The organism is Nocardia canadensis, assembly GCF_032656385.1.
Classification (GTDB): domain Bacteria; phylum Actinomycetota; class Actinomycetes; order Mycobacteriales; family Mycobacteriaceae; genus Nocardia; species Nocardia canadensis.
Window position 1 is genome coordinate 1,234,341 of record NZ_JAVCWB010000008.1, and the last position, 18,665, is coordinate 1,253,005.

The 18,665-nt window shown below is 69.9% G+C and carries 21 protein-coding genes and 1 pseudogene; 14 read left to right on the forward strand and 8 right to left on the reverse strand.

Features of this window, described 5'->3' with window-relative positions:
* Nucleotides 1–51: 51 nt before the first annotated feature.
* Nucleotides 52–273: a hypothetical protein gene (locus tag Q7X29_RS19500; RefSeq protein WP_218718053.1), complete on the reverse strand. Its 222-nt coding sequence runs from the start codon at nucleotides 271–273 to the stop codon at nucleotides 52–54.
* Between the two features lie 86 nt (nucleotides 274–359).
* Between Q7X29_RS19500 and Q7X29_RS19505 the strand changes: the two are divergent.
* A pseudogene (locus tag Q7X29_RS19505) lies at nucleotides 360–755 on the forward strand (SDR family oxidoreductase); the annotation flags it as partial.
* 661 nt (nucleotides 756–1,416) lie between these two features.
* Here the strand turns inward: Q7X29_RS19505 and Q7X29_RS19510 are convergent.
* Entirely contained in the window at nucleotides 1,417–1,833 is a 417-nt protein-coding gene (locus tag Q7X29_RS19510) for an ATP-binding protein (RefSeq protein WP_316574959.1), read from the reverse strand.
* A gap of 110 nt (nucleotides 1,834–1,943) precedes the next feature.
* The gene (locus Q7X29_RS19515) at nucleotides 1,944–2,378 is read right to left on the reverse strand and encodes an ATP-binding protein (RefSeq protein ID WP_218718055.1); all 435 of its coding nucleotides are present in this window, start codon (nucleotides 2,376–2,378) and stop codon (nucleotides 1,944–1,946) included.
* 287 nt (nucleotides 2,379–2,665) lie between these two features.
* Between Q7X29_RS19515 and Q7X29_RS19520 the strand changes: the two genes are divergently transcribed.
* From Q7X29_RS19520 to Q7X29_RS19540, 5 genes are all read left to right on the forward strand, one after another.
* Entirely contained in the window at nucleotides 2,666–3,445 is a 780-nt protein-coding gene (locus tag Q7X29_RS19520; RefSeq protein WP_316574960.1) for a SigB/SigF/SigG family RNA polymerase sigma factor, read from the forward strand.
* A 131-nt stretch (nucleotides 3,446–3,576) separates the two neighbouring features.
* Nucleotides 3,577–4,047, forward strand: coding sequence for an STAS domain-containing protein (locus Q7X29_RS19525; protein WP_316574961.1), 471 nt, complete (start codon nucleotides 3,577–3,579; stop codon nucleotides 4,045–4,047).
* Complete coding sequence (locus Q7X29_RS19530) at nucleotides 4,044–4,226, forward strand: hypothetical protein (RefSeq protein ID WP_218718058.1); 183 nt, start codon at nucleotides 4,044–4,046, stop codon at nucleotides 4,224–4,226. Before Q7X29_RS19525 ends, Q7X29_RS19530 begins: the two co-directional genes overlap by 4 nt.
* 67 nt (nucleotides 4,227–4,293) lie before the next feature.
* Nucleotides 4,294–4,965 carry a PAS and ANTAR domain-containing protein gene (locus tag Q7X29_RS19535; protein WP_218718059.1) on the forward strand — a complete coding sequence of 224 codons (672 nt, stop codon included), beginning with the start codon at nucleotides 4,294–4,296 and terminating at the stop codon, nucleotides 4,963–4,965.
* A 173-nt stretch (nucleotides 4,966–5,138) separates the two neighbouring features.
* Complete coding sequence (locus Q7X29_RS19540) at nucleotides 5,139–5,501, forward strand: STAS domain-containing protein (RefSeq protein ID WP_218718060.1); 363 nt, start codon at nucleotides 5,139–5,141, stop codon at nucleotides 5,499–5,501.
* On the opposite strand, the gene Q7X29_RS19545 is transcribed toward Q7X29_RS19540, so the two are convergent.
* The 5 genes from Q7X29_RS19545 to Q7X29_RS19565 form a co-directional block, all read right to left on the reverse strand.
* Complete coding sequence (locus tag Q7X29_RS19545) at nucleotides 5,498–5,959, reverse strand: response regulator (protein ID WP_218718061.1); 462 nt, start codon at nucleotides 5,957–5,959, stop codon at nucleotides 5,498–5,500. The two genes, Q7X29_RS19540 and Q7X29_RS19545, sit on opposite strands and share 4 nt — an antisense overlap.
* Complete coding sequence (locus tag Q7X29_RS19550; protein ID WP_449411950.1) at nucleotides 5,956–7,569, reverse strand: sensor histidine kinase; 1,614 nt, start codon at nucleotides 7,567–7,569, stop codon at nucleotides 5,956–5,958. Before Q7X29_RS19550 ends, Q7X29_RS19545 begins: the two co-directional genes overlap by 4 nt.
* A gap of 26 nt (nucleotides 7,570–7,595) precedes the next feature.
* Nucleotides 7,596–8,816: a PP2C family protein-serine/threonine phosphatase gene (locus Q7X29_RS19555; protein WP_316574963.1), complete on the reverse strand. Its 1,221-nt coding sequence runs from the start codon at nucleotides 8,814–8,816 to the stop codon at nucleotides 7,596–7,598.
* 321 nt (nucleotides 8,817–9,137) lie between these two features.
* Complete coding sequence (locus tag Q7X29_RS19560; protein WP_316574964.1) at nucleotides 9,138–10,619, reverse strand: FAD-dependent oxidoreductase; 1,482 nt, start codon at nucleotides 10,617–10,619, stop codon at nucleotides 9,138–9,140.
* Between the two features lie 44 nt (nucleotides 10,620–10,663).
* Nucleotides 10,664–11,749, reverse strand: coding sequence for a mechanosensitive ion channel family protein (locus Q7X29_RS19565; protein ID WP_316574965.1), 1,086 nt, complete (start codon nucleotides 11,747–11,749; stop codon nucleotides 10,664–10,666).
* Between the two features lie 160 nt (nucleotides 11,750–11,909).
* On the opposite strand from Q7X29_RS19565, the gene Q7X29_RS19570 reads away from it, so the two are divergent.
* From Q7X29_RS19570 to Q7X29_RS19605, 8 genes are all read left to right on the forward strand, one after another.
* Nucleotides 11,910–12,320, forward strand: coding sequence for a hypothetical protein (locus tag Q7X29_RS19570; protein ID WP_316574966.1), 411 nt, complete (start codon nucleotides 11,910–11,912; stop codon nucleotides 12,318–12,320).
* Between the two features lie 141 nt (nucleotides 12,321–12,461).
* Nucleotides 12,462–12,929, forward strand: coding sequence for an SRPBCC family protein (locus Q7X29_RS19575; protein WP_218718065.1), 468 nt, complete (start codon nucleotides 12,462–12,464; stop codon nucleotides 12,927–12,929).
* 263 nt (nucleotides 12,930–13,192) lie between these two features.
* Complete coding sequence (locus tag Q7X29_RS19580) at nucleotides 13,193–13,561, forward strand: VOC family protein (RefSeq protein WP_316574967.1); 369 nt, start codon at nucleotides 13,193–13,195, stop codon at nucleotides 13,559–13,561.
* Between the two features lie 91 nt (nucleotides 13,562–13,652).
* On the forward strand, nucleotides 13,653–14,039 hold the full coding sequence (locus Q7X29_RS19585) for a hypothetical protein (RefSeq protein WP_316574968.1): 387 nt from the start codon (nucleotides 13,653–13,655) through the stop codon (nucleotides 14,037–14,039).
* A 140-nt stretch (nucleotides 14,040–14,179) separates the two neighbouring features.
* Nucleotides 14,180–15,550 carry an MFS transporter gene (locus tag Q7X29_RS19590; RefSeq protein WP_316574969.1) on the forward strand — a complete coding sequence of 457 codons (1,371 nt, stop codon included), beginning with the start codon at nucleotides 14,180–14,182 and terminating at the stop codon, nucleotides 15,548–15,550.
* A 46-nt stretch (nucleotides 15,551–15,596) separates the two neighbouring features.
* The gene (locus tag Q7X29_RS19595; protein WP_218718069.1) at nucleotides 15,597–16,256 is read left to right on the forward strand and encodes a response regulator transcription factor; all 660 of its coding nucleotides are present in this window, start codon (nucleotides 15,597–15,599) and stop codon (nucleotides 16,254–16,256) included.
* Between the two features lie 16 nt (nucleotides 16,257–16,272).
* Nucleotides 16,273–17,712: a sensor histidine kinase gene (locus tag Q7X29_RS19600; protein ID WP_218718070.1), complete on the forward strand. Its 1,440-nt coding sequence runs from the start codon at nucleotides 16,273–16,275 to the stop codon at nucleotides 17,710–17,712.
* A complete protein-coding gene (locus Q7X29_RS19605) occupies nucleotides 17,709–18,629 on the forward strand; it encodes a TAXI family TRAP transporter solute-binding subunit (RefSeq protein ID WP_316574970.1) in 921 nt (306 codons plus the stop codon). Before Q7X29_RS19600 ends, Q7X29_RS19605 begins: the two co-directional genes overlap by 4 nt.
* Nucleotides 18,630–18,665: the final 36 nt, after the last annotated feature.

An 18,665-nucleotide genomic window follows, 5' to 3' on the forward strand; every position in this document is an offset into this window, starting at 1 on the left:
GTCCCCCGGTCGCGGAGGAAGCGCTGTCCATCGCCGACATCGGCGGTCGGGCTAGCTGTCGCGGACGTCGACCGAGGGCCGGGCGGAGTCCAGGGCTCTGGTGGTCGTCACCATCGCGGCGGCCAGCCCGATCGAGCCGGCGAACGCGAGCGGCAGCGAGGACGTCAGTGTCACCAGCCCGAAGAGGAAGAACACGCAGGTGGCCAACATGATGATGGTGCTGGTCAGATCCATGCTCGGCGTACTCGTTGTCCGATTACGTGAGTTGGTCATACACCCAGGGTTGACCACGGCGCCCGTTGCCAAACCGTGATCATCGAATCGACAACTACCCGGCCCGAATTCACGACGGCTCCGACGCGTCCTTCCATCTCGTCCAGGCGGCGGCTCCGCACATGCGGCCGGGGTCGTCGATCATCGGCAGTTCGTCGGTGAATTCCGACATGCCCAATCCGACGCCGGCACCGTATGCCGCGACCGAAGCCGCGATCGCGAATCTGTCCGCGAGCCTGGCGCAATTGCTGGGCGACAAGGGCATCCGGGTGAACAGTGTGGCGCCCGGCCCGATCTGGATGCCGCTGATTCCGTCCACCATGCCACCGGAGAAGGTCGCGAAGTTCGGGGACGACACCCCGCTGGGCAGGGCGGGACAGCCCGCCGAGCTCGCACCCGCCTATGTCCTGCTCGCCGCCGACGACGGTAGCTACCTCTCCGGCGCCAGGCTCGCGGTCACCGGCGGCCGTCCGATCCTTTGATTCGCGGCGCGTTCCCGTTTCGCGCGGCGGGACGCGGGCATCGCGGGGACATGGCGATCATCCGCCGTTCACCACCGTCGAGGAGGCGATCATGACCCCGGTCGAACCGACCCCCCAACCCCCGCCGCCGGCCCCCTTCCCGCCCGGTCCCGCGCCGGACCCCATCCCGCCCACTCCCGGCGACCCGGTGCCGCCCCTACCTCGTCCGGGCGAACCGATTCCCCCGATCCCCACTCCGGAGCCCACCCTCCCCGATCCGTCCGCGCGGCGGTAGACGCGGGTACTCCGAGGGCCGCCATCACGACCGTTGCACCGCATCGACCTCACCGGCGATTCGGTCGACCGGATCCGGCACGGCGACCCGCACGACGGATAACGCACGCGCGGGGCCGATTCAACCCCGGCAGGCTCGGCCCCGCGCCGACGATCGGGCCCGGCGGGTGTCCGACGTGGATCTCTGCGGCTGTCACGTGATGCGGGTCTGGCCGGCCTGAGGGTGGACCACACTCTCCGCGGTCGCGTTCGCTGGGTCGCGATCGAACGGCCAAGCGGATCGCCGGTCGCCAGCGGCGCCCGCGCATCGGTCGCCGCACCGGCGAGGGGAGAAATGCTCGTTGTCTCCCGGGCAGCTGACGGGCCGGTCACACCCCGGCGACCCCACTCAGCACGGGTTCGGGGTGCCCAGTTCCGCCCAGACCGTCTTGCCGGCCTCCCGATACTCGACGCCCCAGCGGGCGGACAGCTGGGTGACCAGCCGTAACCCGGTGCCGCCGGTGCCGTCCGGGCGGCGGATGCGGGGTCGGGTGGCCGAACTGTCGTCGACTTCCACCCGGAATCGGGCCGGACCTGCCACGATCAACCGGCAGGATCGCTCCGGCGCGCTGTGGCGAACAGCATTGCTGGCCAACTCGTCACACACCTGCACCGCGTCCTCGACTCCGACGCCGGCACACTGCGTCAGCAGCCGGCGAACCGTATGGCGGACCTGACCCAGCGACACGGTCTCGAGGTCGAGCTCCACCGTCGTCGTCCTCGCGCGGTGTTCGGCGCGTGTTCGGTTCGGTGTCACATCGTTCACCGGAATCCTCCTCGCGCTCATCATGCTGTCCGACCGGACATACCCGGACCCGCTCGGCGGAAACGGCAGCGGCGGCAGCGGCGGAGATGGCGCGAGCGGCCGGGAGCGCCTCAGGCGCGGGTGCGCGCCCGCTCGAACACCACGGTGACCGAACGTCCGCCGGTGTCGGGGTCGAGCGGACCCGTCTCCACGGCGAGGCGATCGGTACTCGCCTCGAGCACCTGCCAGCCCAGGCCGGTCTCGTCGATGGGGTCGGCCACCATCGACACCGCGCCCACCTCCATACGCATGCCGCGCTTATCGGCGGAGAACTCACACCGGATCCGGGTTTCGGGCACGGCGTGCACCATCAGGCAAGTGGCGATCTCGTCCAACGCCACACGCAGGTCGGTGATCTCATCGATCAGGAATCCGGCGACCATGGCGGCGGTCTCGGCGACGGCGCGCAGCATCAGCAACTGGCTGATCTCGGCCTGCACATCCCATCCGAGCCGCGTGTTCCGGACCTGCCGTTCGGCCAGCGCTCTGTCGAGCGGGTTCGTCATCGTGGCTCCCCTCGTGGCGTTGACGTGGCCCGAGCGGGGCCGCCACGGGCCACAGGGTACGCGGGCCTCCGACAGCTCGGGCAGCCGGGCGAACGCCGGCCGAACCCGGCTGTCCCGCTTCGCATCCCTGCCCCGGCGCATCGACCGGCTCGCCGGGACCGACGATCGACAACGAGGTTTGGGAACGACACGAAACGGTAACTCTTCGATCAACAAGGTCCATACCTTCCGACTTGCCAGCCTGCCAGTCGACCGGTACTCACAGTTGAAGGCCAGGAGCTGACCCGATGAGCCAGACCGTCACCTACGACAAGCCAGAACCGCTGTTCGTCCAGTTGTCGCTGACCGACCCACGTTCGGCCGAGCACGAAGCGCTGCGGGATCGGATCATCGATACCTGCCTGCCGTTGGCCGAGAACATCGCCCGCCGGTTCGCCGGTCGCGGCGAGACCTTCGAGGACCTGCTGCAGACCGCGCGGGTCGGGTTGGTGATCGCGGTCGATCGCTACGACGTCACCCACGGCGCGCCGTTCCTCGGCTTCGCGGTTCCGACGGTGATGGGCGAGGTCCGGCGGCATTTCCGCGACCGCACCTGGGCGCTGCACGTGCCGCGCCGCGACAAGGAGCTCTACGGGCGGCTCCGGCCCGCCACCGAGAAGCTCACCCGTGAGCTCGACCGGTCCCCCACCGCCTACGAGCTGGCCGACGAACTGGGCGTCGACATCACCGATGTCACCCGAGCGATGACCGCCTCCGAGGCCCACCACACCCGCAGTCTCGATCTCCCGGTGCCCGACGCCGACGGCGGCCCCGGCATGTCCATCGCCGACAGCATCGGTGACGAGGACCCGTTCTACGCGCTCACCGAGGACGCGCTCACGGTGGGACCGCTGCTGGCGCAGCTGTCGGACGAGGACAGGCAGCTGCTGTCGTGGCGCTACTACGACTCGCTGACCCAGTCCGACATCGCCGAACGAGTGGGCCTGTCGCAGATGAGCGTCTCGCGCAAACTCACCCGGATCCTGACTCGACTGCGTGCCCAGGCAGGCGATATCGAGGCGGCCTGACCGGCCCATATCGCCTGTTGGGCGACCCGCCGGCGGAATGTGTGGTGCAATGGGAGGTCCTCCCGACCTTCAACATGCAGGGTGTGGGCGGGCGGCCGTAGGCCGCTGGTGCCGACGAATCGAGCACACCGATGTCTCTGCCCTTCCCCGACCGGCGCCGCGACGGCCCGTTCCCGACCGCCGTCGACAGCCCTTTTCCCGCTTTCCTCGATGAGCCTCGCGATGCCTGCCTACGGCTGAGCGCCGAGTTCGAGCATCGCGGCCGATCGACGCGATTGCGAGCGCGCGGCGAGGTCGACGCCTTCACGATGCCGCGCTGGCGGCGAATGCTCGACCACGGCGCCGACACGGTGGTCCCGGGCGGGCAGTTCGTCGTCGACCTGCGCGGACTGGGTTTCGTCTCGTGCCGGGGCTTCGGGGAACTGGTGCGGACCGCGACCCGGTGTCGCGCGCACGGATCCTCCTTGTTCGTGGTCGAGGACGGTGGGTGGTCGCGGCGCGTCCTCGAGGTGGTCGACCCGGCCGGCGAGCTGGTGACCTATCCGCACCAGGTCCACCATCCGGTGGGGGCGGAGCCGGTCGCCACGGAGGAACCGGCATGACCCAGCGCGAGCGCGGCCGGACGACACCGCCCGACCCGGACGACAACGAGGTCGCCGGCGAAACCATCAGCTGGCCCGAACCGAGCCCATTGCAGTCCTGGTGGGAGTCGATCATGGACCACCTCGACGCCCCCGACGACACCGCGCGCAGAGGACCGGGCCGATTCCGCACGGCGTGACGGCGCGGGCCCGCCGGACCCGGCCGAGCGGGCGGCCGACGATCCCGACGACGGTAGTGTCATGGTGATGTCATCCGATTTTCCCGGTGTAGACGACGCGGTCGACGAGGCACATGCCCCGTCGGCGGTCGGCGCGTTCACGTTCTGGTTCACCACGCAGCGCTGGGAGTGGTCGGCCGAGGTCTACCGCATGCACGGCTACACTCCGGGCCAGGTCGAACCCACCACCGAGCTGCTGCTGTCGCACAAGCATCCCGACGACCGTGACGTCGTCGCCGACCTCATCGCCCGGACCATCGAGCGCGGCGAGCCGTTCTCGAGCAGGCACCGCTTCCTCGATACCGGCGGCCGGACGCACACGGCGATGGTCGTCGCCGACCGCATCCTCGACGACGACGACGTGCCCGTCGGCACCACCGGCTACTACCTGGACCTGACCGAGACGGTCGACGCCGCGACCAAAGCCGCGGTGAACGCCGCGATCTCGAGCGCGGTGGAATCGCGCGCGGTCATCGAGCAGGCCAAGGGAGTGCTCATGCACATGTACGGGATCAGCGCCGAGCAGGCGTTCAAGGTCCTGGTCTGGCGTTCGCAGGAGACCAACACCAAGTTGCGTGACATCGCCACCTGTGTGATCTCGGACCTGAAATCGGTGCCGCGACCGGCGCCACAGGTCGTGAGCGCCTTCGACCATCTGCTGCTGACCTGCCACGAACGGACCGGACGATGCGACACCTGACCCGGGCGAGCCGCCCGTCGCCCGCGGCGGCCGAATACGGCGCGTGGGCGGCGTTTACCGCCGAGCGGATAGGGTAGGTTGCCTACGCGAGAATCGGCTCGCAGGACTCGTCGACCCGGCGAAGCCAGAGGCAAGGGGTACACAGTGGCCAAGCGCAACCAGGGAGACTTCCGGTGACCGTCGAAGACAGATTCCGTGAGCTCGATGTCCAGAGCCGCGCGCAGGACGGATTCGAAATCCTCAGTGTCCGCGGTGAAGTGGACATGGCATCGGCTCCCCAGCTGCAAGCCGCGCTGGAGCAGGCGCGGCAGCGCGGGAAGACCCTCGTCGTGGACATGACCCAGGTCGGGTTCCTCGGCTCGGCGGGGCTCAGCGCACTGCTGATCGTGTCCAAGTCCGCACCCGACCAGCTGCGTGTCGTCGCCTCCCGCGAGGTGGCCCGGCCGATCGAGCTGACCGGGCTGGACAAGCTGCTCGCCGTCTACGACACCCTCGCGGCGGCGATCGCCGACGAACCGCGCAGCTCCGCGGGCTAGGTCCGTACACGCGGCTCCCGCACGCGCGGGAGCCGCACGACCTGCACGAAGAATTCGTCGATCTGCCGGATGGCGGCGATGAACTGATCGAGATCCACCGGCTTGGTGACATAGGCGTTCGCGTGCAGTTTGTAGCTGCGCAGAATGTCTTCCTCGGCCGCGGAGGTGGTGAGCACGACCACCGGGATGTGCGAGAGCTCCGGGTCGGCCTTGATCTTCTCCAGCACCTGCCTGCCGTCGTACTTGGGCAGATTCAGATCGAGCAGAATCAGATCCGGTCGCGGAGCCTCGGCGTAGGCGCCACCACGGTAGAGGAAGTCCAGCGCTTCCTCACCGTCGCGGACCACGTGCAAGGTGTTGCCGATCTTGTTGTCCTCGAACGCTTCCCGTGTCATCAACTCGTCGCCGGGATCGTCCTCGACGAGCAGGATGTCGATCGGCTGGCCGGGATCGGTCATGCGGAGACCTCTTTCTCGATGGGCGGTGCGGTCAGGGCGGGCGCGTCGGCCCGGAGGGTGAAACACAGCCGGGTGCCGTCGCGGTAGTCGGTGTCGATCCAGATCCGGCCGCCGTGGAACTCCACGATCTTCTTGCACACGGCCAAGCCGATACCCGTCCCGCCGTACGCGTCGCGCGGATGCAGGCGCTGGAAGATCACGAAGACCTTCTCGACGAACTCGGGGGCGACGCCGATTCCGTTGTCCGACACCGAGAACTGCCATTCCTGGGGGTCGTCGGCCGCCGGCTCGTAGGAGACGCGGACCACCGGCGTGAGGCCGGCGGTGCGGAATTTGACAGCGTTGCCGATGAGGTTCTGCCACAACATGATCAGCAATGTCGGTTCGCCGACGAGCCGGGGCAACGTCGCCGGGCGCTCGATCACGGCGCCGGATTCCTCGATGATGGCCGACAACGCCGACAGCGCCTCGTCCAGCGTCGCGTCGAGCTCGACCGGCTCGGTGCCCTCCGACACCCGGCCGACCCGGGAGAAGGTGAGCAGGTCGTTGATCAGGATTTGCATGCGCTTGGCGCCGTCGACCGCGAAATCGATGTACTGCTTACCGCGCTCGTCGAGCTGATCGCCGTAGCGCTTGTCGAGCAGCTGGCAGAACGAGGCCACCTTGCGCAGCGGTTCCTGCAGGTCGTGGGAGGCGACGTAGGCGAACTGCTCGAGTTCGGCATTGGAGCGGCGCAGTTCCTCGGCCTGGACCCCGAGGTCTTGCTTCTGCTGCTGCAGAGTCGCCTCCTGGACCCGCGAGGAGTCGAGTTCGGCGACGATGTGGTGCCGCATGTTCTCCACCGCCTCGCAGACCAGCGCGATGTCGGACGGTCCGACCGCCTCGATCCGCGAACCGAAGTCCCCCGCCGCCACCCGGCGCGAGGAATCGGTGAGATAGCCCAGCGGCCGCACGACCAGTCGCCGCACCAGCACGACGAGCAGCACGCCGGTCAGGACGAACACCGCGACCACCGCCGACAACACGACATCACGCTGGGTACGCGCGGCGTCCAGCTCGGCGTTGTCGACGGCGACGGCGGCCAGCAGGTTGTCGGTCTGGGTGACGAAGCGAGCGCGCAGTCCGTCGAAGAGGGTCTTGCCGCGCACCGCCGTCGCGGTGTCGATCCCCCGCGTACCCGCGGCGACCGCCGCGGCGAGGGGGTCGGTGTAATCGGTACGCCACCGATCCGCCGCGGCCTCCACCACATCGAGGTCGGCGAGCAGTTCCGGACGCCCGGCGAGCAGCTCGCGCAGGCGCGTCGCGGCGGCCGTCTCCTCCCGCCTGCCCACGTCGTAGGGCTCGAGGAACTGCGGGTCACCGGTGACCGCGTAGCCGCGGATACCGGTCTCCTGGTTCACCAGGGCGCCCTGCAAGCGGTAGACCTCGGCGGTGGCAGGCACGGTCTGCTCCAGCAGGCGATCGGTGACCCGGGTCGTGTTCGCGATGATCTGCGCGCCTACCGCCGCACCGGCGATCACCACCAAGATCATCAGGGCCAGCACCAGCTGGAACCACGCCTGCGCGGTCAGGGTGGAATCGAAACGGGGACGCCCGCTGGTTCGCGGCATGGCCAGGCCTGCTCTCTCGTCGGTCGTCACGGCAGGGTCCGCCGCATCGTTGCACGCCACCGCACGTACAGGATGGCCACATCGTCGTCCAAACCGCCTGCCGCCGAGGACAAGTCCTCCACGCGCGCGATCACCGCGTCGACGAAGGCCTCGGGCTGCTCGCCGCGCAGGGCGTGAGCCAACTCCAGCAGGCCGGTCTCGCCGAGCCGCTCGCTCCCGTCGCCGACACGTCCCTCGAACAGTCCGTCGGTGAACAGCATCAGCCCGGCGTCCGCCGACAGCGCGACTTCCTGCGCGGGCCACTGCGCGACGCCCGGGACGAAGCCCAGCGCCGGTCCGCCCGGCACCTCCACCCAGTGCAGGCCGGCCGCGCTGTGCCGGAGCATGCCGGGGTGTCCGGCCCGGCGCACGAGCACGGTCTCGGTCGCGGGATCGAGCACCAGGCTGGTCGCGGTCGCGAAGGTCTGCTGATCGGCGCGCTCGGCGAGCAACACCTCCTCGAGCAGGCCCAGTTGCCGGGCGCCGGTCACCCCGCTGAGCACGAGCGTGCGCCAGGCCAGCCGCAACGCCACCCCGGTGGCGGCGGCGTCGGGACCGTGGCCGGAGACGTCACCGATGATCGCGTGCACGATCCCGTCGGGAGCCTGGACGACGTCGTAGAAGTCGCCGCCGAGCAACGAGTGATCGCGGCCGGGCCGGTAGCGCGACACCACATCGACCGCCCGGTCGATGCCGAGCAGCGGGGTGGGCAGCAGGCCACGTTCGAGCCGGGAGTTCTCCTGGGCCCGCATCTGGCTGGCCTGGAGCGCGGCGCTGGTGCGTTCGGCCTGTTTCCGCTGAATGGCGTAGCGCACGGCCCGCCCGAACAGTTCCGGGTCGACCCGGCCCTTCACCAGGTAGTCCTGCGCGCCGGAGGCCAGCGCGTCCAGTCCAGTGTGTTCCTGGTCGAGACCGGTCATCACCACCACGGGGACGTGGTCGTTGTGGCCCCTGATCCGGGCCAGTGCCTCGAGCCCGTGCGCGTCGGGCAGATGGAGGTCGAGCAGCACGCAGTCCGGGACATCGGTGCGCAGCCGGTCACCGACCTCGGCGAGGGTGCGGACCCAGTCCAGGCGGGGCCGCGGGGAGAGGTCGGCGACCATCTCCTCCACCAGCAGCGCGTCACCGGGATCGTCCTCGACGAGCAGCAGCGAGACCGGCCGTCGCGGCTGCAACGTGGCCTCCAAGGCCAGCGAATCCGTGCTCACCGCGCGACTTCTTCCGGACAGCACAAAACCACGGTGTGCACGCAGCCTCCGATCCCGAGCGCCAGAGCGCAAACTCACTCTGCCGGCCGGTTTCTGGACCGAGAGGGTGCAGTGATGTTATCCGATCCGGCGGGCGGGGATGACCTCGTATGGTTCGGACGCGCGCTACGGGGTATCGCGGGCGCGCACAGAGAAGAATGTCACGCGCACGCCGGGGCGTGGTGGATCGCGTTGCCCACCGCCGCGGCCGAGCCGACGATGCCGATCTCACCGATCCCCTCGCCCCCGGTGGCGCTGCGTGTCGTGGTGCGTGCGCGCGCCTCAGCGTGACGAAAGTGGCTGTGTCGCAGGTCCTTCCAGCACGGAACCGTCCGGGGCGAAGCGGGATCCGTGGAGCGGGCAATCCCAGGTCCGCTCCGCGTCGTTCCACTCCACGATGCCCCGCAGATGCGGGCAGACCGCGGAGACCGCCGTGGTCTCACCGTCGACCGTGGACACCGCGGTCGGGTGCAGCCCCCGGCGTTCGACCCGGCCGCAACCCTCCCGGGGAACGGGGCCCGCGACGGTCCCGAACAGGTTCAGCCACCCGGTCGACAGGTACCGTGCCACGGCGAGATTGGCCTGCACGCCGGCGGGCAGCGCCGTCACCTCGCCCGGCCGCCAGGCGTCGTAGACACCGGCCCAGCGCGGTGATCGTCCGGTGAGCCGCCCCGCCGAGACCAGCGCCGCCGCGACGCCGTTGGTCATGCCCCATTTCGCGAAGCCGGTCGCCACGGACACCTCGTTCATCCCGGGCAGCAGCGGCCCGACATAGGGCAATTCGCCGATCGGGTGGTAATCCTGGGCCGACCAGCGATCGAGCAACCGCGCACCCGGGAACCACCGGTTCACCCAGTCGAGCAGTTCCTCGGCGTGACCGGCCTCGGACCCGGCACGCCCCACCTCGTGGCCGCTGCCACCGACGAGCAGCACTCCGCCGGTCTCCGTCGGATACCGTCGCAGCGACCTGGTCGGTCCCCCGGCGCTGAGGTACATCTGCTCGGGTACCGGCCCTGTCAGCTCGAACGCCGCCGCGTAGGACCGCTCGGCGACCAGCCGCGCGAAGTAGCCGCCCCGATCGAAAATCGGGGTGCCGGTCGCGACGACGACGTGCGCCGCCGAGACCTCCGCCTGACCCGTGCCGATCACGACCCCACCGCGACGACGGCGCAACCGCCGCGCCCGCGTCGACTCGAACACCGGCACGCCGTGCGCCTCGACGTCGGCCGCCAGCGCGGCGAGGACCGCGACCGGATCGACCTGTGCCTGCTCCCGCAGGCGCACCGCGCCGTGCGCGGGGAACGGCACCTCGAGGTCGTCGACCAGCTCGGTCGGCAGGCCGGCCGCGCGGGTCGCTTCGTACTCGGCGCGCACCGCGTCACGCTCCTCGGTGTTCTGCGCGTAGGTGAGCGCGGGAACCCGCTGTACGGCGATGTCGTGGGTGGCACAGAACTCCAGCAACCAGTCGAAGCCCGCCCGATTCGCGGCCAGGTACCGCTCCAGCACGGCGGTCCCGTGCCGGTGCGCGATCGTTTGTGCCCTGGTCCCCTGCAGCAGCGAGATCTTCGCGGTCGACGCGCCGGTGGTGCCCGCACCGACCTGCCTGGCTTCGAGCACGGCCACCTCCCGGCCGCTCTCGGCGAGCAGCAGCGCGGTGGTGAGGCCGACGATGCCGGCGCCGAGGACGACCGTGTCGACTTCGAGATCACCGGCCAGCGGCAATCGGGTGGGCAGAACTGCATCGGTCAACCAGAACGACGTCATGTTCGGGGCATACCCACGGCTGCCGAACGAAACGGCCACGGCCGTCAGCGCACGCGCACTTCCGGCCGTTCGGGCTCCTCCGCCGCCGCACCGTCACCGGCGGAGATGATCGAGGCGGGGATCTTGGGCAGGGCGTTCGGGTGGCGCCTGCCGAGCCAGTCCAGCAGTTCCTCACGCACCGCGCACCGCAGCGTCCACGCGTCGTCGGCGTTCGAGGTCGACATCGCCGCCCGCACCACGATGTTCGTCGGCGTGCTGTCGGTGACCAGCAGATTCCAGCTGCGCCCGTCCCACTCCGGGCAGCCACGCAGGTAGTCGTGCAGGTGCTCCCGCAGCAGCGGCACCGGGGTGCTGTGGTCCAGGTGCAGCAGCACCGTGCCGGTGACCTCGGGCCCGCCTCGCGACCAGTTCTCGTACGGCTTGCTGTTGAAGTAGGAGACCGGCATGGTCAGCCTGCGGTCGTCCCAGATCCGCACCGTCAGGAAGGCCAGGGTGATCTCCTCCACGGTCCCCCATTCACCTTCCACCACCACGGTGTCACCGATCTTCACCGAGTCACCGAAGGCGATCTGCAATCCCGCCATGAGATTGCTCAGCGTCGACTGCGCCGCGACGCCCGCGATGATGCCGATGACCCCGGCCGAGGCCAGCAGCGACGTACCCAGCGTGCGCAGGCTCGGGAACAGCAACAGGATGGCCACTGCCGCGGTCGTCACCACCAGGATCGACGTGACGACCCGGCGCACGAGCCCCAGTTGCGTGCGCAACTGCCGCACCCGCGAGATCTCGCTGGTGCGCGCGGCATAGCGGCGCAACAGATTCTCCGCGACGGCGTCGGCGACCCGGACCACCAGCCACGTCACGGCCAGGATCGCCGCGGCGGCAAGGATATTGCCGATCACGGCGTCGTGGCGCGAGTCCAGCTCCGCCAAGGGATAGGCGGCGCGCAGGACCACCACGCCGAGCAACACCTGCAGTGGTAGCCGGGTGCGGCGCAGCAGCAGCGGCAGATGGGTGCCGGGCCGGCGACGCGCGCTGTAGCGCAGCAGCCGGTCGATCACCAGCCCCGCCGACACCGTGATCGCCACCGTCACCACGACGACGATCATCGGCCGAACAATGTCCTCCACGAGATCGAACTCCTCTCGATGTCAACGCGATCTGCCGCCCGCATACCCATTCCCCCGCACGGCCGACATGACGATCCCGTTGCCCGAACTGATTGGCGGCGGCGATCGCGGGCATGCGACTCGATGACACAGCTGCCGAGCTGTCGATCGGAGGAAGTCCATGACCCGCCATCGCCGCACCGACCACCGCCCGATCAGCGTCGGAGTGCTCACCGCCCTGGCCGCGGCGAGCCTGCTGGGGTGCGCCACCACGACCGAACCCCGCGGCCCCGGGCAGGATCCCGGCCCCACCGAGGCGCCGATGATCGGGGCGGAGGCGAGCACCCAGTTGTGTGACGCCCTGCGCGCCGATGTCGGGAACTGGCAGTCCGAGGGCACCGCCGTGGCCCGCACGAGCTTCAACGGTGCCGTGCACAACTGGGCGTTGCGCAACGGCGCGATCAACATCTCACTGGCCCGCCACCGCGAGGTCCTCGACACGGTGACCCTCGAGCAGTGCCCGGACGTGCGCGATCAGGTGATCGACACGCTCGACGTCCCCGACCTCGCCTCCGGTCTCGCCGGATTCTGACCGAGTTCCCCACTCCTGTTTGCCCTTTCGGACCCAGGGTATGGCCCGCACTGTACGAGTCGACGAGCCTGCGACGGCTCGTCGGCAGTGACCGAAGCCGGTCCGTGGCGGTGACGCCGACGAACCGGGGAAGGAGTACCTGTGAGCACGGTAGCCGCGACTGTCGATGTCGATGTCCCGATCCGCACCGCCTACAACCAGTGGACACAGTTCGAGACATTCCCGTATTTCATGGAGGGCGTCGAGCAGGTCAGCCAGCTCGACGACCGGCACACCCACTGGCGCATCCACGTCGGTCCGTCGACGCGCGAATTCGACGCCACCATCACCGAACAGCACCCCGACGAACGCGTCGCGTGGAAATCCGACAGCGGACCCGACCACGCCGGGGTCATCACCTTCCATCGCCTCGACGACACCCACACCCGGATCACCGCGCAGATGGAGGTCGACCCGGAGGGCTTCGTCGAGACCGCCGCCGACAAACTCGGTGTGCTGAAGCATCGCGTGAACGGTGATATGAAGCGCTTCAAGCAGTTCATCGAGAGCGAGGGGCGCGAAACCGGGGCCTGGCGGGGCGACATCCCGCGTCCCGACGCCGGGATCTGAGTCGGCGCCGAACTCCCTCGTCCGAACAACGAACGCCCCGTACTCGTTTCGAGTACGGGGCGTTCCGGCGGCGGGCGGTCACGCCGAAGCGAAGCGCTGCTTTTCGAATCCTCCCGCGCCGACGTTGTCCGGCGCGGCCCTGAGGCATACGCCGAGAGCACGCGAAGCCTGCCAGCGGCCCGCGGCCGAGAGCCGCAGAAGGCTCCGCCGGGCGGTGAGCGCCTTCGACCGATGTGTCGGTGGCGTCGTCTATCGTCGGCGGCGTGTCTGAGACCATCGCCTTCGGTGGCGTAACCATCGACAGCACCGACCCTGCCGAGCTCGCCGCGTTCTGGACGTCGGCCCTCGGTTATTCGGTCCTGGCCGACGCCGGGGACTACATCATGATCGCGCCGCCGGGTGTGGGTTTCGGGGAGGGCCGCTACCTGGCGTTCCAGCTGGTCCCGGAATCGAAAGCGACCAAGAACCGGGTGCACGTCGATTTCCAGACCTCCGCCCGGGAGAGCGAAGTCGATCGGTTGACGGCGCTGGGCGCCACTGTCCTCGGTGAACATTCCCTGCCCGGCTTCGCCTGGACCGTTCTGCAGGACCCCCAGGGCAACGAGTTCTGCGTCGTCTCGGGGACCAGCTGATACCGGGGCTTGTAGCGAAGCCGTCATTTCGCGAGGACACTGTGGCGTAGCGCCCCACTCAGGCAGAGTCGTCCCGCGAGGAGAATATGCGATGGCAAATTTCGGGCCTTTCGATATCGATCCCGAGGAATTCGAACGCGTGCTCCGGGATACCGGCGACGAACTTCGCGACCTGCTCGGCAAAGCCGGTGACTATCTGGGTCGGGTAGATCAGGGCGGGCTCGGCGCGCTGACGTCGCTGTTCGGCCAATTCACGCAACAACCTCGCCCCACCGCGCCCGAGGGGGCGACGACCGGCGAGACCGGCGGCGGCGTGTGGGCGGCCTACACCATCGACGACGATGGGCAGGCCAGGGTCGACCAGGTCTTTCCGAACGAGCTCGAGGCCCTGCGGGCGCATCGCGACAACACCGACGCACGCCGTCGCGTGCGATTCCTCCCCTATGGGGTTCCGGTGAGCGTGCTGGATATGCCCTGATCCGCGCCTGCGCGGTCCGTCCGGCAGGAATTGCCCTAAGGGAGTGTTAGGAACCGTCCCCACCGCTTCCGCTCGTCTTGTGACAGGCGACACAGTGGTCTCCGACGGCGCAGGGCCGCGCCGATGGAGGAGGGTTCAAGGTGACGACAACACAGGCCGGCGGTGAACGGCGAGTCGTGGCGAACGTGCTGCGTGGCTCGATCGGCAACCTCGTCGAATGGTACGACTGGTACGTCTACGCCGCGTTCAGCGTGTACTTCGCGAAGGCATTCTTCCCCGATGGGGACCCCACCGCGCAATTGCTCTCCACCGCGGCGGTCTTCGCGGTCGGATTCATCATGCGGCCGATCGGCGGCTGGGCGCTGGGGCGCTACGCCGACCGGTTCGGCCGCCGCGCCGCGCTCACCCTGTCGGTCACGGTGATGGCCGCCGGATCGCTGATGATCGCGGTGACCCCGGGCTTCGGCACCATCGGCATCGCGGCACCCGTCCTGCTGCTCATGGCCCGGCTGCTGCAGGGTCTCTCGGTCGGCGGCGAGTACGCCACCAGCGCCACCTATCTGTCGGAGGTGGCCTCCCCGGGCCGGCGCGGCTTCTACTCGAGCTTCCAATACGTGACCCTGGTCGCCGGTCAGCTGACCGCCCTCGGCGTCCAGATCATCCTGCAGCAGGTGCTCACCTCCGAGCAGATGCACAGCTGGGGCTGGCGCATCCCGTTCCTGATCGGCGCGGGCGGCGCCATCGTGGTCATGCTGCTGCGCCGCGGCATGGACGAATCCGACTCGTTCAAGGCCGTCGCGGGCTCCGGCGAGACCACGGCGGCGGCGGTCGGCAGTTCGCGCGGATCGCTGCGGGTGCTGCTGCAGTACCCCAGGGAATGCCTGCTGGTGGTGGGCCTGACCATGGGCGGCACCGTCGCGTTCTACACCTACACGACCTACATGCAGAAGTTCATGATCAACACCTCGGGTATCTCCAAGGACACCGTGGCCTGGATCAACTTCGTCGCGCTGCTGGTCTTCGTGGTGCTGCAGCCGATCGCCGGCGGGCTCTCCGACCGGATCGGCCGTCGCAAGCTGCTCATCTTCTTCGGTGTGGCGGGCACACTGTTGACGGTGCCGATCATGTCGGCGCTCGCGCACACCGCCAACCCGTTCGCGGCGTTCGGCCTGATGATGACCGCGCTGGTGATCGTCACCGGCTACACCTCGATCAACTCGATCGTGAAGGCCGAACTGTTCCCCACCAAGATCCGTGCGCTCGGCGTGGGTCTGCCCTACGCGCTCACCGTCGCGGTGTTCGGCGGCACCGCCGAGATGATCGCCCTGGCGTTGAAGAAGGCCGGGATGGAGTCGCTGTACTTCTTCTACGTCGCCGGATGTGTCGCGATCTCGCTGCTCACCTACTACTTCATGCGGGAGACCTCGGCCGAGTCGACCATCGACGCCGAAGCCGCTGTCGAGGCCGACCCGGTCGAGCCGGAGCGGGCGATGGCCACCGTTCGTGGCTGACCGTCCGGCAACCGCGCCGGTCCTGCCCCTGTGGGAGGATCGGCGCGTGCGGCTTGCGGTGGTCGAGGACGACGACGGGGTAGGCGATGCCCTGGTCGAGGCGCTGACCGCGCGCGGCTACCGGGCCGAGCGCCTGCGCCGGGGCGCCGATCTGCTCATCGCCCACCGCGACTACGACGCGGTCCTGCTCGATCTCGGCCTGCCCGACGCCGACGGGCTGCAGGTGCTGCGCCGGCTGCGCGAGGTCAGCGCCGTCCCCGTGCTGATCCTGACCGCCCGCAGCGACGAACGTTCCATCGTGCGCGGCCTGCGTGGCGGCGCGGACGACTACGTGGTCAAACCGCCGCGCATCGCCGAGCTGATGGCGCGGCTCGAGACCGTGCTGCGCCGGGCCGCCGCCGTCGCCAGGCAGGCGAGGACCGAGGTCGTCACCGGGGATGTCCGGGTGGACCTGCGCGCCCGCGTGGTCGAGGTGGCCGGCACCCCGATCCCGCTCACCCAGAAGGAGTTCGAACTGGTCGAGGTGCTGGTGGAACGGCCGGGTGCCGCGGTGAGCAGGCAACAGCTGATGGACCGCATCTGGGGCGACGCCTTCGTCGCGGTCTCGCGCTCGCTCGATGTCCACATGACCGGATTGCGCGCGAAACTGAACCGGCCCGGGCTGATCACCACCATTCGCGGCTACGGATATCGGTGGGGCGAGTGACCTCCCGGGAACGCGCATGCGGCGCCGACTGCTGATCGCGCTCACCGTCTTCGCCGCGCTCGCGGTGCTGGCGTTCGCGGTGCCGTTGTCGCTGACCGCGGCCACCAGCCGAACCCAGCAATTGGTGCTCGGCCGGTCCGGCGACGCCGATCGTTTCGCCACGCTCGCCGACGCGGCCGGGTCGGCGGGCGGGGTGCGGGCACTCGCCGACGAGGTCACCCGCTATCACGAGCTCTACGGGGAGAACGTCCTGGTCGTCGATGCGCGCGGGGCGCCGATCGTCAATGCCGGAGTCGCGGTGGACGATCCGCGGATCCGGGCGGCGGTGGCCGCCGCCCGGCGCAACCAGCGCCCGCAGCAGGTGGACCGGCTGACGCCGTGGAGCGCGCCGGCGATGCTCGTCGCGCGTCCCGTCGGCACCGGCGTACAGGTGAACGGCGCCGTCGTGATCGAGGCGTCGACGGCCGCGGCCCGCTCGGCGATCGCTCGGATGTGGGCGCTGATCGCGGTCGGGGCACTGGGCGCGATGGTCGTGTTCGTGCTGTTGGCGCTCGTCCTGAGCCGCTGGGTGCTGCGCCCGCTGGCCGCCATGTCGAACGCGGTCGCCGAGCTCACCGCGACGCTGCCCAAGCCACGCGGCCGGGCCCCGATCACCCGGCGGTACGGCGGTCCGCCCGAGGTCCGTGCCCTCGCCGAATCCGTCGACGCGATGGCGACGGCCGTCGCCGACTCCGCCGACGCGCAACACCAGCTCGTCGCCGATACCGCCCATGCCATGCGTAATCCGCTCGCCGCCTTGACAATTCGGCTCGACTCGCTGGAATCCGCGGTCCCCGCGAGCGCGGCGGCGACCTTCCGCGGCGCCACCACCGAGGTGGAACGGCTGACCGCGCTCCTCGACGACCTGCTGCAGCTGGCCGTCGCCGAGGCGCCCGCGTCCTTCGGCACCGTGGCCTGCGCCGAGGAACACTGTGATCCGGCCCAGGTCGCCGCCGACCGCGTCGACGCCTGGACCTCGGCGTTCGACGATGCGGGGATCCGGCTGACGGCGACACCCACCGACGACTCCCCCACGGCGACGGTCCGACCTGGCCCCGGCGCCGATCGGGTCGAGGCCGCGATCAGCGCGGCCGCCCTCGCCCAGATCCTCGATGTGGCCCTGAGCAATTCATGCCGCTACGCCGGATCCGGGGCGCACACGATCGTCGGCGTCACGGCCGGTCCGGACGGGGTGACGGTGCGGGTCGCCGATGACGGGCCGGGCGCGGTACCCGACGAGCTCGACCGGCTCACCGCCCGGTTCTTCCGTGGTTCGACAGCCGCCGCCGGCGGGACGGGTCTGGGGTTGTCGATCGCGCAGGCGCTGGCCAAGGCGCGTGGCGGCACGCTGTCCGTCGAGGCGGTGCACCCGCACGGGCTCGCCGTCCTGGTCCGCGTCCCCGCGGTGACCCGATGAGCGGCCCGTCGATCAGCCGTCGCCGGATGCTGGCCCTGGCCGCGCTGGCGTCGGCGAGCGTCGTCGGCTGCGGCACGACCGATCCCGCGACGATACGGCTCGCTTCCGGCGAGGAGGGCGGCTTCTACTACGCCTTCGCCCAGCTGCTGGCCACCGCCGCCGCCGGACATTCCGACGACCTGCGCATCGAGCCGGTGGAAACCGCGGGCTCCCAACAGAATCTGCGGATGGTCGCCACCGGCGAGGTCGACACCGCGCTCGCGCTGGCCGACTCGGCAGACGACTTCGGCGGACGCGTGGTCGCGCTGGGCCGGGTCTACGAGAACTATCTGCAGCTGGCGGTCCGCACCGACGGACCGATCACGCAGGTCGGCGATCTGCGCGGGCGCCGCGTCAACCTCGGCGCCGCAGGGTCCGGAGCCGCGGTCACCGGTGAGCGCGTGCTGAGCGCCGCCGGCCTGGACCCCGCCGAGGTCACCGTCGAACACCGCCCGCTGCGCGAGGCCGCTCAGGCACTGACCGACGGCACCATCGACGCCTTGCTGTGGGCAGGTGGCGTGCCGACCAGCGCGCTCACCGTCCCGGACCCGATGCGGCTGATCGATCTCGGCGCCCTGGCCGCGCCGATGCGGGAGCGGTACGGCCCGGTCTACGACCGCGTCGCCCTCCCCGCCGATGCCTACCCGGGCAGCCCCGCGGTCCATACGATCGGCGTCGCCAACCTCCTGCTCGCCACCGCGACGCTGCCCGACGAGCTCGCCGCCGCCATCGTCGACCTGCTGGTCCGGCACGCGGACTCGCTCGTGCCCGCCGAGGCCGCAGGCGCCCAGTTCCTCGACGGCCGCTTCCTCATCGGCACCGGGACCATCCCCCTGCACCCCGGTGCCGGCGCCGCGTACCGGCGCCGACACGGATGACGCTCGCTGGGTTCACCCGATTCGGGTGAGGCGCGC

Excerpts from the sequence above, each read along its gene's own strand:
- Q7X29_RS19570 (WP_316574966.1), top strand. The coding sequence starts at position 11,910 with ATGACCCGCCATCGCCGCACCGACCACCGCCCGATCAGCGTCGGAGTG.
- Q7X29_RS19535 (WP_218718059.1), top strand. The coding sequence starts at position 4,294 with ATGTCATCCGATTTTCCCGGTGTAGACGACGCGGTCGACGAGGCACAT.
- Q7X29_RS19605 (WP_316574970.1), top strand. The coding sequence starts at position 17,709 with ATGAGCGGCCCGTCGATCAGCCGTCGCCGGATGCTGGCCCTGGCCGCG.
- Q7X29_RS19600 (WP_218718070.1), top strand. The coding sequence starts at position 16,273 with ATGCGGCGCCGACTGCTGATCGCGCTCACCGTCTTCGCCGCGCTCGCG.
- Q7X29_RS19560 (WP_316574964.1), bottom strand. The coding sequence starts at position 10,619 with ATGACGTCGTTCTGGTTGACCGATGCAGTTCTGCCCACCCGATTGCCG.
- Q7X29_RS19585 (WP_316574968.1), top strand. The coding sequence starts at position 13,653 with ATGGCAAATTTCGGGCCTTTCGATATCGATCCCGAGGAATTCGAACGC.
- Q7X29_RS19530 (WP_218718058.1), top strand. The coding sequence starts at position 4,044 with ATGACCCAGCGCGAGCGCGGCCGGACGACACCGCCCGACCCGGACGAC.
- Q7X29_RS19500 (WP_218718053.1), bottom strand. The coding sequence starts at position 273 with ATGACCAACTCACGTAATCGGACAACGAGTACGCCGAGCATGGATCTG.
- Q7X29_RS19550 (WP_449411950.1), bottom strand. The coding sequence starts at position 7,569 with ATGCCGCGAACCAGCGGGCGTCCCCGTTTCGATTCCACCCTGACCGCG.
- Q7X29_RS19520 (WP_316574960.1), top strand. The coding sequence starts at position 2,666 with ATGAGCCAGACCGTCACCTACGACAAGCCAGAACCGCTGTTCGTCCAG.
- Q7X29_RS19525 (WP_316574961.1), top strand. The coding sequence starts at position 3,577 with ATGTCTCTGCCCTTCCCCGACCGGCGCCGCGACGGCCCGTTCCCGACC.
- Q7X29_RS19515 (WP_218718055.1), bottom strand. The coding sequence starts at position 2,378 with ATGACGAACCCGCTCGACAGAGCGCTGGCCGAACGGCAGGTCCGGAAC.
- Q7X29_RS19545 (WP_218718061.1), bottom strand. The coding sequence starts at position 5,959 with ATGACCGATCCCGGCCAGCCGATCGACATCCTGCTCGTCGAGGACGAT.